This is a genomic window from Streptococcus australis (genome assembly GCF_015553625.1).
In the GTDB taxonomy this organism is placed as follows: Bacteria; Bacillota; Bacilli; order Lactobacillales; family Streptococcaceae; genus Streptococcus; species Streptococcus australis_B.
In genome coordinates, this window is sequence record NZ_JADNGY010000001.1 from 105,519 (window position 1) to 121,077 (window position 15,559).

The 15,559-nt window shown below is 44.9% G+C and carries 12 protein-coding genes and 1 pseudogene; 3 read left to right on the forward strand and 10 right to left on the reverse strand.

What is annotated here, in order from left to right; all coding sequences use genetic code 11:
- Positions 1–24 precede the first annotated feature (24 nt).
- Positions 25–753: a 23S rRNA (guanosine(2251)-2'-O)-methyltransferase RlmB gene (rlmB, locus tag I2D56_RS00515; protein ID WP_117744897.1), complete on the reverse strand. Its 729-nt coding sequence runs from the start codon at positions 751–753 to the stop codon at positions 25–27.
- Positions 754–857: 104 nt separating this feature from the next.
- Between rlmB and I2D56_RS00520 the strand changes: the two genes are divergently transcribed.
- From I2D56_RS00520 to I2D56_RS09905, 3 genes and pseudogenes are all read left to right on the forward strand, one after another.
- On the forward strand, positions 858–1,823 hold the full coding sequence (locus I2D56_RS00520) for an aromatic acid exporter family protein (RefSeq protein ID WP_023024374.1): 966 nt from the start codon (positions 858–860) through the stop codon (positions 1,821–1,823).
- Between the two features lie 170 nt (positions 1,824–1,993).
- A pseudogene (locus I2D56_RS00525) lies at positions 1,994–4,957 on the forward strand (zinc carboxypeptidase); the annotation flags it as partial.
- Between the two features lie 102 nt (positions 4,958–5,059).
- Complete coding sequence (locus I2D56_RS09905; protein ID WP_398575130.1) at positions 5,060–5,224, forward strand: LPXTG cell wall anchor domain-containing protein; 165 nt, start codon at positions 5,060–5,062, stop codon at positions 5,222–5,224.
- A gap of 59 nt (positions 5,225–5,283) precedes the next feature.
- Here the strand turns inward: I2D56_RS09905 and I2D56_RS00530 are convergent, their stop codons facing one another.
- The 9 genes from I2D56_RS00530 to pnp form a co-directional block, all read right to left on the reverse strand.
- Complete coding sequence (locus tag I2D56_RS00530; protein ID WP_123160611.1) at positions 5,284–6,951, reverse strand: glycoside hydrolase family 13 protein; 1,668 nt, start codon at positions 6,949–6,951, stop codon at positions 5,284–5,286.
- A 64-nt stretch (positions 6,952–7,015) separates the two neighbouring features.
- Positions 7,016–8,146 carry an ABC transporter ATP-binding protein gene (locus I2D56_RS00535; RefSeq protein WP_023024380.1) on the reverse strand — a complete coding sequence of 377 codons (1,131 nt, stop codon included), beginning with the start codon at positions 8,144–8,146 and terminating at the stop codon, positions 7,016–7,018.
- 123 nt (positions 8,147–8,269) lie between these two features.
- Entirely contained in the window at positions 8,270–9,130 is an 861-nt protein-coding gene (locus tag I2D56_RS00540) for a helix-turn-helix domain-containing protein (RefSeq protein ID WP_195347735.1), read from the reverse strand.
- Positions 9,130–9,525 (reverse strand): Mini-ribonuclease 3, encoded by a 396-nt coding sequence (locus I2D56_RS00545; RefSeq protein ID WP_023024384.1) that lies wholly within the window; start codon positions 9,523–9,525, stop codon positions 9,130–9,132. Before I2D56_RS00545 ends, I2D56_RS00540 begins: the two co-directional genes overlap by 1 nt.
- Positions 9,518–10,861, reverse strand: a complete 1,344-nt coding sequence (cysS, locus tag I2D56_RS00550) for a cysteine--tRNA ligase (RefSeq protein WP_195347736.1) — start codon at positions 10,859–10,861, stop codon at positions 9,518–9,520. The genes I2D56_RS00545 and cysS overlap by 8 nt, the downstream gene beginning before the upstream one ends.
- Positions 10,862–10,878: 17 nt before the next feature.
- The gene (locus tag I2D56_RS00555) at positions 10,879–11,400 is read right to left on the reverse strand and encodes a dihydrofolate reductase family protein (protein WP_000301974.1); all 522 of its coding nucleotides are present in this window, start codon (positions 11,398–11,400) and stop codon (positions 10,879–10,881) included.
- 22 nt (positions 11,401–11,422) lie between these two features.
- Entirely contained in the window at positions 11,423–12,289 is an 867-nt protein-coding gene (locus tag I2D56_RS00560) for a GNAT family N-acetyltransferase (protein WP_195347737.1), read from the reverse strand.
- Between the two features lie 12 nt (positions 12,290–12,301).
- Positions 12,302–12,919 carry a serine O-acetyltransferase gene (gene cysE / locus I2D56_RS00565; RefSeq protein WP_195347738.1) on the reverse strand — a complete coding sequence of 206 codons (618 nt, stop codon included), beginning with the start codon at positions 12,917–12,919 and terminating at the stop codon, positions 12,302–12,304.
- Positions 12,920–12,943: 24 nt separating this feature from the next.
- Positions 12,944–15,160, reverse strand: coding sequence for a polyribonucleotide nucleotidyltransferase (gene pnp, locus I2D56_RS00570; protein ID WP_229050145.1), 2,217 nt, complete (start codon positions 15,158–15,160; stop codon positions 12,944–12,946).
- Positions 15,161–15,559 lie beyond the last annotated feature (399 nt).

The window sequence follows — 15,559 nt, forward strand, 5'->3', positions numbered from 1 at the left end:
CCCCCTTCCTACGATTTTCTTCTATTATAGTTTATTGCGAAAGACCTCATACATGAGGATTGCTGCTGCGACACTAGCATTCAGACTTTGGACATGCCCCTGCATCGGAATCGTAATCATTTCATCCACTTGCTTTTTAATATTGGACGAAATGCCCTTGCCTTCGTTTCCAATGATAAGGGCTAGCTTCCCACTGGTATTCCATTTGTGAGAAGGCGTTCCATTCATATCGGTTCCAAAAATCCAAAAACCTGCTTCTTTTAATTTATCCAAGGTTTGGCTAAGGTTGGTCACCCGAGCAATAGGGACATGCTCTACTGCTCCAGTTGAGGTCTTGGCAACAACAGGTGTCACCCCAACAGCACGGTGCTTGGGAATGATGACTCCAGCCACCTGGGTAGCGTCGGCTGTTCGGAGAATGGATCCTAAGTTATGGGGATCGGTCAAGCCATCCAAAATCAAGAGCAAGGGATTGTCTTGATCAGCTACCTGGGCCAAGATATCATTCAAGTCCGTATAGGCAAATTCTGAAACTCGCAAGACAAAACCTTGGTGGACAGCCCCTTCTGTCATTTCTTGTAAGGTCTTCTTAGGAGTCCAAGAAATGGACACCTTCTTATCTGCAGCCAGATCCTTGATTTTTTCTACATTCTTTCCTCGCAAATCGTCCTGGATATACAATTTATTTCCTGTATTTGCGATCAGTGCTTCTGTGACGGCATGAACGCCGTAAACAATATCGTTTTTTTCCATGAAACTAGTATAACACAATTGCCATATCAGGTGAAACATTTGAAGTAGCCCACTTTGCTTGTGGTATAATAAAACTAGTTTAGAAAAAGGAAAGAATCAGCATTATGCCACTTATTCACCGAACCATCAAGATGGTCCTCGCCACCTGTTTGGCTATCTTGCTTGCAGAGTTTTTAGGTCTGGCCTACGCCACCTCTGCGGGGATTATTGCCATCCTCAGCATTACCGATACCCGTCGCAGTACAGCTAGATTGGCCTACAACCGCTTTATGTCCATGCTTCTAGCCCTGTTCCTTGGAAGCTTAGCCTTTCAGATTCTCGGCTACAATCTCTGGGCTCTTGGTTTTTATCTGGCTACCTATGTCCCACTTGCTTTTCTACAAGGCTGGGAAATTGGCATCACACCAAGTTCTGTCCTGGTTACCCATCTCCTGCTAGAAAAATCCACTTCTCTAGCCCTATTAGGAAATGAAGTGGCTATTTTCCTAATTGGAACCAGCTTTGCTCTCCTTGCCAATCTCTATATGCCTTCTCGACAAGAAGAAATTGATCGCTATCACGAGATTGTTGAGGAACAACTCAAGAAGATTCTCTATCGGTTTGCAGAATTTTTAGGAAAAGGAGATGGAAGCAACGATGCCAGCTTGATTCGTGAGCTAGATTCTATCTTAAAAGAGGCTCTCGATTTGGTATATCTAGACCATTCCAACCACCTCTTCCATCAGACCAACTACCATATCCACTATTTTGAAATGCGCAAGCGCCAAAATAATATCCTGCGAGACATGGCCAACAACGTAAACAACTGCCAATTAGCCGCGAGCGAGAGTCTTATTTTGGCTCAACTCTTTGCTAAAACAGCCAGCCAACTCAGTCAGGAAAATCCAGCTCAATTCCTGCTTGATGAAATCAATCGCTATCTAGCAGTCTTTCGTGAACGACCTCTTCCTCGATCTCGTCAAGAATTTGAAACCCGAGCGACCCTTTTGCAACTCCTGCGAGATCTTGAAACCTTCATCTCCATCAAGGTCGAATTTTATCAAAATTATCAGAAGGAACTTCAAGCTTAGCTCTATCTTCAGACCTGTAAAAAGAGACTGGGAAGATTTTTCCAGCTCTTTTTTCTTTGTCATCAATTTATAACGAATTTTAAGAGAAAAACCTTCATATATATTGAAAGCGCTGTCATAAAGTGTTATGATAGGGGTGCATACATGTAAAGAACAAAGGAGGTCTCTTTATGCATTCTTCTTATAAGAAGCGTTTGTACACAAACGCACTCAGTCTCTCTACCGCTGTCCTCTTAGCCTTCCTCGCACAAGGCCAAGTTGCTGCGGACACTGTTGAACCAGCAAGTCCTGCTACACCTGTCGAAAGTGTTCTCAAACCAGAGGAAACCAGTACTAGTCCGGCAAGCAGCACAGAGGCAACAAATCCTGCCCCTGCAACAGAAGCGACTGCTAGTCCAGCTAGCACAGGAGAAAGCTCTCCTACCGCTTCAGACACAGCGAGTCCTACAGCCAAAGTAGAAGCCCCTGTAACAGAGCGGGTTGCAAACACAGAGCCTACTATCAGTCTTACTGATAGCCCTGTTTACATGTCTGAAAAAGGAACGCTGACGGATACTGTCAAGGATCAAGCTCAGGCTGCTGGAAAGATCAACTGGACCTTGGACGACAAACCACTGGAAGAATGGAAAACTTGGGATATGGAGACAGGAACTCTGTCCAAAGATCCCTTCATCACAGTTGAAGAGAACAAAAACGGAAATGATTTGGATCTAACCTTTACTGTCAAGGAACTCTTTGGTGAAGATTTAAGTCTTCGGAGCCCCAATAATATCCGTCGGACCTATCGAAACTATATCGGTGAACACACTTTGGTTGGAACCAGCGCAGATCTTGGACTAACTATTCGCAAGAATCTAACCTTCCGTCCATATAAAGATTTCCATACCCACGAGGAGATGCTAGCTTCCATTGAACAGACAAAGGCAGAAGCCAAAACAGACCGTCTGGTTCAGCTCGAAACTCTTGGCAAGAGCGCCCAAGGACGGGATATGAAGATGGGAATTGTGAGTAAGGACCAAGCAAGTATTGACCACTATCTCTCATCTACCAATCCAAAAACTTTGACCAAACCAAGTGAAATGCTGGCAGCTCTGAAGGACAAAACCTTAGATTACAAACTGCCTGTCCTAGTTCATAATACGCATGCGGATGAACAACCTGGTATTGATATCATCACCGGTCTCTTCCGTACCTTCGCCACAGAAGATCAAGTCACTTTTAAAACGACAGATGAAGCTGGTAATGTCAAGAATGTAACTCTGGACATCCCAACTCTCTTAAACAAATTTATCTTCTTGTTTGACTTTACCGAAAACCCAGATGGGGATGCTCTCAACCTGCGTGCTTTGGCCAATGGACTGGATCCAAACCGGGATGCTAGCTACCAAACCAACCCAGAAGTGCGTACCGTCATCCAAATGATCAACAAGTGGAATCCAATCGCTCTCTATGATATCCATGGATTTGTCAAAGAATTCTTGATCGAGCCTGCAACACCTCCACATGATCCGAACTTTGAATACGACCTCATGTCCAAGCTCATGTTGGAAAATGCCCGCCATATGGGACGGGCTGGAGTTGCCAATTCCAAATACGATAGCTACATCATTCCAAAACTAGACTGGGGAGATGGCTGGGATGATTCCTTCTCTGGATATACAGGTGTCTATGCTGTCTATCACGGTATCTTAGGCCATACGATTGAAATTCCAGAATCCAACCAGGAATCTTATTATGCTGGTCGTAATGCTGTCCTCGGAGGCATTGACTTCCTCAACCAAGATCCAGACAAACTCCTTGAGATGCGTCTCAACTTCTACTTACGTGGTCTCAACAAGATTGAAGATCCAAAAGCAGAAAACGAACTGGTCGGTCCAAATGGGGAAATCGTTGGACGTGTGAAAAATGGTCGTCCGAAATTCTTCCCAGACTACTATGTCATCCCAATGAGCCTCGACAAGGACAATGACGCCCAAGAAGCCTTCAATATGATCGACTACTTCAAACGAAACGGTGTCCTCGTTAAAGAACTCAAAGAAGATACAGGTAGCTACAAAAAAGGGGACTTAGTCATTGATATGGCCCAAGCCAAACGGGGCTATGCCAACCATATCCTCTATAAAGGTTCGAATGAATCCGCCTGGGCAGCCATGTATGCAGAACTTCTCGTTAACTTCCCTGATATGAAAGGCTTCAAGGCAGAACCTGTATTCAAGGACGGTCTCTTTGCTGGAAAACTTGGAGAAGTCACAACCACTCGCGCGACTAGAACCTCTGAGATTGATCCAAAAGCGCCTTACTACGTCATCGCCAATACATCAGCTAGCGCTGTTCAAGCGGTAAACAAGGTGATTTCCCAAGGCAAATCTGTTTACCTAACAGATGATGGTTACATCGTTGACCGCGATACCTTCGCATCGCTCCTTCCAAATTATGCTATTTACGGTGAAGCCCTCTACAAGGTTCCAAACGGTCCAACCTTAAAACCACTGAAAATCTACTCACCTAATTATCACTACGATTGGACTGGAGTAGATGCGCCTGCTCATACTAGTCTGGTTCTTGAAAAATTAGGTTTCCAAATCGTCGACACTCCTGATGAAGCAGATGTTATTGTTCTTGAAAACAATCGCTTCGATGCCTCCATCTTCGGCAAGAAACCAACTCTCGTCATCGGCGGGGAAGCCATGCAGAAACTAGAAAAATTGGGAGTTCTTGCAGGCTTTGATGCTGAAAAACTAAAAGGTGGCAGTGACTACGAAGGCTTGATGAAGGCCATCATCGATGACCAAGATCCACTGACCAGCGGTTACAAGAAGAACGCCCTCTTCTACTCCAACTCAGGAAACTGGATTGAAAAAGTTCCAAGCAACTTCAAAACCTTGATGAGCATCGCTTCAAGCGACTACTACATTGCTGGCTGGTGGCCAAAAAATGAAGTCCTAGCCAATAAGGTCATGGCCATTTCTGGAGAACTTCTCGGCCAACCACTCTTTGTCTATGCTGGAAATCCAACCAATCGCCAACACCCTGTCCACTTCTTCCGCTGGGTAACCAATGCGATCTTTGGTAGTAAGTTGGCTACCTTGACAGACTACGTTCCAGCTAAAGACCCAGATCAAGTGGTAGTTCCAATTCATAATCAAACAACCACTCAACAGCCAATCTTGGCCAAGAAGGACACTCCTACAGTTCTCCTTCCACAAAAAGAAACTGTAGCTGAAACTGGAGAAAGCGTGCAAGCCTTGACCTACCAGGTTGGACAAAGCTTCCAAGAAAATCCAGCCAAGGCACAATTGCCACAAACTGGAGATCACTCAAGTGGACACTTTATCCTTTCAAGCTTCTTGCTAGCCGTTAGCGGTGGATTCCTCCTCTTGAAAAAGAAAGAAGTTGAATAAGTTCCAGGTTTAGACTTGGACGACATGAAAAGAACCTTCGCAGACGCGAAGGTTCTTTTCTATTCTACTAATTCCAACACGATGGTTTGGTAAGGGGCCAATTCTAACACTTGGTCTCCTTCTTGGAATAGTCCCGTGACATTAGTTAAAATGACAGTTTCAATCGGAGCTGGCAAGTCCAAACTAGCTTGATGATTTTGAAAATTGCTGACAATTAAGAGACGCTTCTCCCCACGACGTTCGAAGGCGATGATGTTTTCACGATCCCGATAAGCTGGGATCATATCTCCAAACCGGATGGTATTTCCATAGAGAGGATGGCGATACAAGGCCGTCAGCTGACGATAATAATTCAAGATGGAGTCTGGGTCCTTTTCCTGGTCTTCCACATTGATGGAATAATCCGGTTTGGGACTGATCAACCAAGCTGGTCCATCGCTAAAGCCCAGACCTGGCTCTGCTGTCCACTGCATCGGCGTCCGCGCATTGTCTCGGCTGTAGTTGGCAATCGCCGCCAAGGCTTCTTCCTCGCTCAGACCGGCCTCTTTAGCCACATGGTAGCCATTGATCGTCGCGATATCATCAAAATCCTCCACTGATTCAAAGACTTGGTTTTCCATCCCAATTTCTTGACCTTGATAGATAAAAGGAATTCCCTTGCGCAACACTTGAATGGTTCCTAGGGCTTTTTTACTGGTATCGTTTACAGGACCTTCTGCGATATAGTGGGACACACCACGAGGCTCATCATGATTTTCAATGATGGTTGAGAGGACCCCAATGCTATCCGCGCGCTCATGCGCTTGAAAAATACTTTCCTTAAGTTCATCTGCTGTTGGAAGAGTATGGTCAAACCAGCCCTTTCCTTCCTGACCTAGCATGGTTTGCTTGAAGTCAAAAATCGAAGAAAAGACACCATCTTTTCCGATAAAGAAATGCAATTCTTCGTCGGTTTCATTGAAAACTTCCCCTACAGTGAAGGCATTGTACTTAGCAAAGGTTCGCTCCTTTAACTCTTGCAAGAAGGGTTCAATCGGTTGGGCATTCACCAATGATTCCGGTACTGGGACCAAGCCATTGGCACGATCTGATGGAAGCGAACGCCATTCCAGATCCTTTTTGATATTGATAATGGCATCGATCCGAAAGCCCGCAATCCCCTTGTCCAACCACCAATTGATCATGGTGTAAATTTCTTCGCGCAGGACAGGATTTTGCCAATTGAGGTCTGGCTGATCCTTATGGAAAGAATGGAGATAGTATTTGTTAGTGCCAGGTACCGGTTCCCAGACACTGCCTCCAAAATAACTTTCCCAGTTGTTGGGTTCCTTGTCACTTTCGATAAAATAAAAGTAATCCGCATAAGGGCCATCAGGATCCGCTAAAGCTTTTTGGAACCACTCGTGATGGCTGGAGCAGTGGTTGACCACCAAGTCCATAATAATGGAAATGCCACGCTTCTTGCCTTCCGCAATCAACTCTTCCATGTCTTCCATAGTCCCAAAGATGGGATCAATGGCATAGTAGTCTGAAATATCATAGCCCTGATCAATAAAAGGACTCTTGTAAATAGGGGATAGCCAGAGAATATCGATTCCAAGTTTTTCAAGATAATCTAGCTTTTGAGTAATTCCTTTCAGGTCCCCAATCCCGTCGCCATTGCTGTCCTTAAAGCTTTTCGGGTAGATCTGGTAAGCGACTTTTCCCTTCCACCAATCTTTTTCCATTTCTTGTCTCCTTTAATAAATAGAAGGCCAAGACATGCGTCTCAGCCTCTATATTATTCAAATTTTAGTATACTGTTTTTTCAGTTTCTTTATCGAAGAAGTGAGCTTTGTTCAAGTCAAATCCAAGTTCGATAGTTGCACCTGTTTCATGGTAGTCACGCGCATCCACTTTAGCGATGAATTCGTTGTCACCAACTTGGCAGTACAAGTGAGATTCAGAACCAAGCAACTCAGATACAGAGATGGTTGCTTTTACTACTGATTCTGGGAATGTTTCAAGGAAAGCAGCCTCTGTATTCACATCTTCTGGACGGATACCAAAGATCAATTCTTTGCCTTCATAGCCTTTTTCACGAAGAACTTTCAAAGCACCTTCTGGAACTTTCAAATTCAAACCGTTAGCAACGATGTAGCCATTTTCCAATTTCACGTTAATGAAGTTCATCGCTGGGCTTCCGATGAATCCAGCTACGAATTTGTTCACTGGGTTTTTGTACACTTCTTGCGGAGAACCAATTTGTTCAACACGTCCAATTGTACCAGTACCAGCAGGGTTCTTAGTTGCTGACATGATAACGATACGGTCTGCCAATGTCATCGCTTCTGTTTGGTCGTGAGTTACGTAGATAGTTGTAGCTCCGATACGACGGTGGATTTTAGCGATTTCAGCACGCATGGATACACGCAATTTGGCATCTAAGTTTGACAAAGGTTCGTCCATCAAGAACACTTTTGCATCACGGACAATGGCACGACCCATAGCCACACGTTGACGTTGACCACCAGAAAGGTCAGCTGGTTTACGATCCAAGAATTCTTTCAAGCCAAGGATTTCTGCTGCTTCTTGTACACGTTTGTCGATATCTTCCTTGCTGTATTTACGCAATTTCAAACCAAAGGCCATGTTGTCATAAACAGTCATGTGTGGGTAAAGAGCGTAGTTTTGGAATACCATGGCGATATCACGGTCTTTCGGTGCCACGTTGTTTACAACAGTACCATCGATCGAACATTCACCTTCTGTGATGTCTTCAAGACCAGCGATCATACGAAGAGTTGTTGATTTACCACATCCTGAAGGACCTACGAAAACGATAAACTCTTTGTCTTTGATGTCCAAGTTGAAGTCTTCAACTGAATAGTGTTCGCTGTTTGGATATTTTTTGTAAATATTTTTGAGATTTAATTCTACCATGATGGTACTCCTTTGATTTTTATAATTCTATTGTAAATGAAAACGTTTTACAAAGCTATGGCAAGTCTCACAAAAAAGAAAAAGAGTTTTGTGCAAGTTGCACAAAACCCACTATTTATTCCGTTACATCACATCCTGTAGAACCAAATGGTAACAAAGAGCTAGATCTGTCAGGTTTTTCAGTTGGAGACCTGTTAGCTCTTCCCATTTGTCCATCTTGTATTGAAGGGAATTCCGATGGAGATAGAGTTGCTGAGCCGCCTTGGTCACAACTGCCCCGTTGTCCCACAGTGCAACAATGATATCCTGCAACTGGTCTTGACTCCCGATCAACTGATGCAAGCGTTCTTTGATAGGATGGAGATCCAAATCTGCCTGCTCGATTCCCCACAGGTAGAGTTGAGAAAAGCGGTAGACGCCTTGGTGCCCTTCTCGGATCCAGGCTCTAAAGGCTGCCCATTCTGCTCGGATGACAGAAGACACTTTTCCATCTTTTGACTCTGTCCATACCTGCCCGACCATAATGGATAAGCGAATATTAAAGTCATACTCCATGGCAAAGACAGTATCTTTTAAGATATCAGCCACAGTTAGCGACTGCTCTTGATCCAGAATGAGTACATAATCTTGTCCACTCAGTTGCAAGGTTGCTCGAAAATTGGGCAAGAGCGTCTGCATCATCTCTAGCCAGGAAGAAATACCTTCTGCTGTCGAATGTGAGAGGTGACAATAGACGAGTTGCATCTTTTTGATGACTTGAGGGGCTTCCCCTTTCCCATCAATCAGGTATTGGTACCAAGGATTGGGAGTAAGATCTTCCTCACTAGCCAACCAGGCAATCAAATGTTTTTCTCTCTCGGTTAGCTCTTCTTCCTTCAATTGCAACCATTGCTGGGCCTGTAGGGGAATGGCCACAAAACCCTCTGGTGGATTGGGGTGATCCGTCACCTCTGCCTGAGGGAACCACTCTCTGATATCTTTCACTACTTTGTTCCTTCTTCCACTTTTTGAATACACCAAGCCACCAATTCCTCTAAGCGGTTGATTTCATCTGTCAAGTGCAAGTAACCCATGACCGCTTCAAAACCTGTCGACATACGATAGGTTACGACGTCGGCATTTTTTGCCTTGGTGTGACTATTGGTATTACGGCCTCGCTTATAGATTTCAACTTCTTTCTCTGTCAAAACATCTTCCTCAAGCATGGTCGCAATCAGATTAGCTTGCGCCTTGGCAGAGACATACCTAGTCGCAGTCTGGTGGAGTTTGTTAGGCTTGGTCATCCCTTGCAAAATCAAATGCTTACGGATATACATAGAATAAACCGCATCTCCCTCAAAGGCTAGGGCAATCCCATTAATCAGATTGACATCAATCACGTGTCCACCTTACACCTTCTTTTGTATCCAAAAGCTTGATCCCTTGCGCAGCCAATTCATCGCGAATTTCATCTGCTCGCGCAAAATCTTTCTTAGCCCGCGCTTCTTGGCGTTCAGCAATCAAGGCTTCAATATCCGCATCCAAGACTTCTTCGACAAAGACCACTCCAAAGACTTCTAACATCTTTGCCAAGGCCTCCTTGACATCTTGGTTGTAATGTCCTGAGTTGATCCATTTGGCCAATTCAAAGACGACGGTGATTCCGTTTGCCGCATTGATATCTTCATCCATAGCCGCTACAAACTTGTCCACAAAGCTTTGCAAGTCTGCTGGATCCACTTCTCCTGTGAAAGGTTGCTCGTAGGTATTTTTCAAATACTTGAGGTTGGTTTCCGCATCGCGCACAGCTTTTTCTGTGAAGTTGATGGGCTTGCGGTAGTGCTGGGTCGCAAAGAAGAAACGAAGCACTTGGCCATCGATGGTCTTGAGAGCATCATGCACAGTGATAAAGTTGCCCAAGGACTTGGACATCTTGACATTGTCAATATTGACAAAGCCATTGTGCATCCAGTAATTGGCAAAGGTCTTGCCTGTTTTAGCCTCTGACTGAGCGATTTCATTGGTATGGTGCGGGAATTCGAGATCGGCTCCACCCCCATGAATATCAATGGTATCGCCTAAAATCCCCGTTGACATGACCGAACATTCGATGTGCCATCCCGGACGACCAGGCCCCCAAGGGCTTTCCCAAGAAACTTCACCTGGCTTGGCAGCTTTCCAAAGGGCAAAGTCGACAGGATTTTCCTTGCGAGCCGTCTCTTCGTCTGTCCGACCTGAAGCACCTAGCTCCAAGTCTTCTAGAGTTTTATTAGCCAATTTGGCGTAGTTGTGGGATTTTTCCACACGGAAATAAACATCCCCTTGACTCTCGTAGGCATAGCCTTTTTCGATCAAGTCGGTGACAAAACGAATAATATCATCCATAAACTCAACCACACGAGGGTGACGGGTAGCAGGCTTGACCCCCAGAGCCGTCACATCCTCACGAAAAGCCGCTATGTACTTGTCTGCCACTTCCTGAGGCGTAATGCCTTCTTCCTTGGCACGGTTGATGATCTTATCATCCACATCTGTAAAGTTGGAAATGTAGGTAACTTCGTAGCCACGATACTCAAAGTAGCGACGAATGGTGTCAAAGGCTACCGTTGAACGGGCATTCCCCACGTGGATATAGTTGTAAACCGTTGGCCCACAAACATACATGCGGACCTTTCCTTCCTCGATGGGGACAAATTCTCGCAAGCTGCGGGTCATGGTGTCGTAAATTTTAATCATGCGGTCCACTCCCTTCTCTATTTCTGACTTTTTCGGCTGAAAACCAGCTCTGCAAAAGGACCAAATTGTCTGAGGCTATCCAGTTGGTAAAAGCGCTGCCCTTCCTCTTGGGTAAAGAGGGGAACCCCCTTTCCTAGGATAAGGGGCGCTATCTGAATAATGAGGTGGTCGAAAAGATCCGCATCCAAGAGCGGTCCTACCAAGGAATTACCACCAATCACAAAGACATTTTTGCCTTTGTCAATCTGGTGAACAAAGTCCACCACATCCCCAGCTACTGGCTGGTAATTGCTGACAGGCAGATGCCTATCATGCGTAAAGACATAGTTTTCCGTAGCTTGATAAAAACTTTCTACATCTTGCAAATCTTGGATTTCCTCAAAGGTCCGCTTGCCCATGATGGTGATATCCATTTGCCTGTAAAAGTCATCATAGCCTGTATCCTCTACAGAACCAAGCTGATGCAGCCAGTCTATCCTGTGCTGGCTGTCTGCCAAGTAGCCATCCATGGTGATACAGCCGTAAAAATATACTGCCATTCTTGTAGTTTCCTTTCCAGTTCTACACTTTTGGTTTCAGATAAACCACCTGGGTCTGTTTGACAAAGCCAATCTTTTCATACAAGCGTTTAGCACCTAGGTTGCTGTCTTCTACGGCAATCTGAAATGCCTTGTCATTTTGCTCAATCAGTTGGTTGATAAGGGATTTTGCTAGATAAGTTCCATAGCCTTTTCCACGTTCAAGCTCAGCTATTGCTAAACAATAGAGGTAATTCGTATTACTCGATAAATCAACTGTACAAGTCCCAATAACCTGACCGTTTTTTAACAAAATATACAGGCGACTTTCTGGATCCTTCAGAGCTTTAGCGACATATCTATCCACAACTTCTTTAGATTCATGTTCCTCTGAAAATGCCTGAAATTTTAACTGACTAATTTGATCCTGATGGGAACGATCTGCTAACAAAACGTCCAGATTGGAAACAGTTGCTAACGGATAAGATCTTCTATCCTTACCTAACCAGGTTTCTGTCTCTTCATCCTCGACCAGTCCCCAGTTGCTGGCAAACTCAGGATGCTTCTCTAGAAAAACACGCTCTGTCTGAAAAGTCACAGATTCAATTGGATAAGATGCCGTTTCTTTCTCAAAACTTCTATACAAAGCCCGCGCAATGCCTTGACGACGATGATTGGGGTGGACCAGGATCGCTACTTCCACATCTTGGTCATCTGCATAGACGGTTAAGAGGCCAACAAGTTCACCTTTTTCATAATAAAGGAAAAAGGCAGGCATATCGGGGTCAAAATTGAGCATATTGGAGAGATAGGGATCACGATAAGTTCCGTCATACTTCTGACAGACTGCAATAAGGGCCTTGACTTCCAATAGTTGGTGGTCAGTCAATGTATGGGTTGCTTGAATCACGTAGCTATCTCCTTACAAGCTCGAAGAACGATGACTGGCTTCCTTGGCGTGTTCCATCTTATTCACGTAGTATTCGCGCTTTTCTTCTTCTTGGTGAATGATTGGCTCATCCTTCTTACCGTGAACACGAACAATCTTGGCAGGGACTCCGACAACGGTCACATCGCTCGGTACATCCGATACAACGACGGCTCCAGCCCCTACTTTGGCCTTGGCCCCAATCTCAATCGGGCCGATGACCTGAGCATGAGCGGAGACCAAAGCTCCCTCACGAACCGTTGGATGGCGCTTCCCTGTATCCTTTCCAGTTCCACCGAGCGTCACCCCATGGTAGAGCATGACGCCTTTTTCAACAACGGCTGTCTCACCAATAACGAGACCTGCCCCGTGGTCGATAAAAACTCCCGAAGCAATGGTCGCACCTGGATGGATTTCAATCTGAGTCCAAAAACGCCAGAACTGGCTATGCATGCGAGCTAGGAGTTTAAAGCCATGGTTCCACAAAAAGTGAGAAACACGGTGAGCAGCCAATGCTTTAACCCCTGGATAGGTCAAGAGGACCTCCAACGAGGTACGTGCTGCTGGGTCATTTTCTTTTACAATATCAATGGTTTCACGCCACCATCCCATACCGTGCTCCTTTCTTTTGATTGCTTATTCTTTTGTTTCTTGACCTTCATCTTTGGCAAAGTCTTTTCTCGGTTTGTGGTGACGAGGACGATCGCCATGACGATGACCCTTATCCCCTTTTTCTTCTGCATGTTCCGGTTTTGGTGGACGAGGAAGAAGAGCTTTCATCGAAGCGTCTACACGACCTTTTTCATCAATCTTGATGACCTTGACATCGACTTCGTCTCCAATTTCCACTAAATCTTCGACGCGGTTGGTACGTGTCCAAGCCATTTCAGAGATGTGTACGAGGGCATCTGTCTTATCAAAGAGGTTAACAAAGGCACCAAATTTCTCGATACGCACCACTTTGGCATGGTAGACTTCGTCCACTTTGGCTTCACGAACCAAACCAGCAATGATTTCTTTAGCACGGTTGATGGCATCTTGGTCGCTAGAGTAGATAGATACATTTCCTTCTTCATCGATATCAATCTTAACGCCTGTTTCAGCGATGATCTTATCGATGGTTTCTCCACCTTTACCGATGACAATCTTAATCTTGTCCACATCAATCTTAATGGTATCAATTTTCGGAGCAGTTGGAGCCAATTCTGGACGAACTTCTGGAATGGTTGCTTCGATCACATCAAGGATTTCAAAACGCGCTTTTTTAGCTTGAGCAAGAGCTTCAGTCAAGATTTCTGCAGTAATCCCTTGAATCTTGATATCCATTTGAAGGGCTGTAATACCGTCACGCGTACCTGCAACCTTGAAGTCCATGTCTCCAAAGTGGTCTTCCAAACCTTGGATATCTGTCAATACGGTATAGTTATTTCCATCAGAAATGAGACCCATGGCAATTCCTGCTACTGGTGCCTTGATTGGCACACCACCCGCCATAAGGGCAAGCGTTCCCGCACAGATAGAGGCTTGAGATGAAGAGCCGTTTGATTCCAAAACTTCTGCCACCAAACGAATCGCATATGGGAATTCTTCCAAGCTTGGCAAGACTTGAGCAAGAGCACGCTCGCCAAGAGCACCGTGACCAATTTCACGACGACCAGGTGCACCGTAACGACCTGTTTCCCCTACAGAGTATTGTGGGAAGTTATAGTGGTGCATAAAGCGTTTCTTGTACTCTGGATCCAAACCATCGATGATTTGAGTTTCACCCATTGGCGCCAAAGTCAAGGTAGAAAGAGCCTGAGTTTGTCCACGAGTAAAGAGACCTGAACCGTGCACACGGGGAACGAAGTCAACAACCGCATCCAAAGGACGGATTTCATCGACCTTACGACCATCAGGACGAACCTTGTCTTCTGTGATCAAACGGCGCACTTCTGCGTGTTCCATTTGTTCCAAGATTTCAGCTACATCCCGCATGATCCGGTCGAATTCTTCGTGGTCTGCATATTTTTCTTCGTAAACAGCTGTTACTTGGTCTTTTACTGCTTGAGTTGCAGCTTCACGAGCTAATTTTTCTTCTACTTGAACCGCTTTTTGAAGGTCGCTGTTGTAGGCTGCGACGATTTCAGCTTGCAAGTCAGCATCTACATGAAGCAATTCTACTTCTGCTTTTTCTTTACCAACTGCTGCTACGATTTCTTCTTGGAAGGCAATCAATTCTTTAACAGCTTCGTGTCCTTTGAGAAGGGCTTCCAACATGATTTCTTCTGACAATTCTTTGGCACCAGACTCTACCATGTTGATAGCGTGCTTCGTACCAGCTACTGTCAATTCAAGAAGCGAGCGCTCTGCTTGTTCTTGCGTTGGGTTGATGATGATTTCCCCATCCACATAACCTACTTGTACCCCAGCGATCGGTCCGTCAAACGGAATATCTGAGATAGAAAGGGCCAAGGATGAACCAAACATTGCTGCCATTGGTGCAGATGCATTTTCATCGTACGAAAGGACTGTGTTAATCACCTGCACTTCGTTACGGAAACCTTCCGCAAACATTGGACGAATTGGACGGTCAATCAAACGCGCTGTCAAAGTCGCATCTGTTGAAGGACGTCCTTCCCGTTTCATAAAGCCACCAGGAAACTTCCCAGCTGCATACATTTTTTCTTCGTAGTTGATTTGAAGTGGGAAGAAATCCCCAGTTGCCATTTTCTTAGACATAACGGCAGCCGTCAAGACAGTTGACTCACCGTAACGTACGACAACAGAGCCATTTGCTTGCTTAGCAACCTGGCCAGTCTCTACGATTAACTCACGACCCGCAAAAGTCTTTTGAAACACTTGTTTTGTCATTGTAATCCCCTTTGGATTGATAAAATTATACGACTTGCCTACAAAAATCAGGATACAAAGGGCGTGAAGAATCCCGTATGAAAATAGGAGATTGACGCGGTGTGCCACGCACACTAGGAAATCTATCTTTTTCACTAGGGATTTAGCCCCTGTTCAACTATCAAGATACTAAGGCCGTCAAAAGCAAAGTAAAAATAGGAAACTGAAGAAGTCTTCAATGAAGACAAGACAGTTTATCTTTTTTACACGGCTTTTCGGCCGGGTTCAATTACACAAGATATTTTGGACGGTTCGGCTTGCCGAACATTTCTGTAGAAAAATAGGAAGGTGACGCCGCACTCGATGAGTGCTAGGAAGCTTATCTTTTTTCCTAAGAAATGAGGCCCAAATTCAATTAAT

Bases quoted from the DNA above. Each gene is read 5' to 3' on its own strand.
- I2D56_RS00520 (WP_023024374.1), top strand. From the start codon at position 858: ATGCCACTTATTCACCGAACCATCAAGATGGTCCTCGCCACCTGTTTG.
- rlmB (WP_117744897.1), bottom strand. From the start codon at position 753: ATGGAAAAAAACGATATTGTTTACGGCGTTCATGCCGTCACAGAAGCA.
- cysE (WP_195347738.1), bottom strand. From the start codon at position 12,919: ATGGGATGGTGGCGTGAAACCATTGATATTGTAAAAGAAAATGACCCA.
- I2D56_RS00530 (WP_123160611.1), bottom strand. From the start codon at position 6,951: ATGGAAAAAGATTGGTGGAAGGGAAAAGTCGCTTACCAGATCTACCCG.
- I2D56_RS00555 (WP_000301974.1), bottom strand. From the start codon at position 11,400: ATGGCAGTATATTTTTACGGCTGTATCACCATGGATGGCTACTTGGCA.
- I2D56_RS00535 (WP_023024380.1), bottom strand. From the start codon at position 8,146: ATGGTAGAATTAAATCTCAAAAATATTTACAAAAAATATCCAAACAGC.
- cysS (WP_195347736.1), bottom strand. From the start codon at position 10,861: ATGATTAAAATTTACGACACCATGACCCGCAGCTTGCGAGAATTTGTC.
- pnp (WP_229050145.1), bottom strand. From the start codon at position 15,160: ATGACAAAACAAGTGTTTCAAAAGACTTTTGCGGGTCGTGAGTTAATC.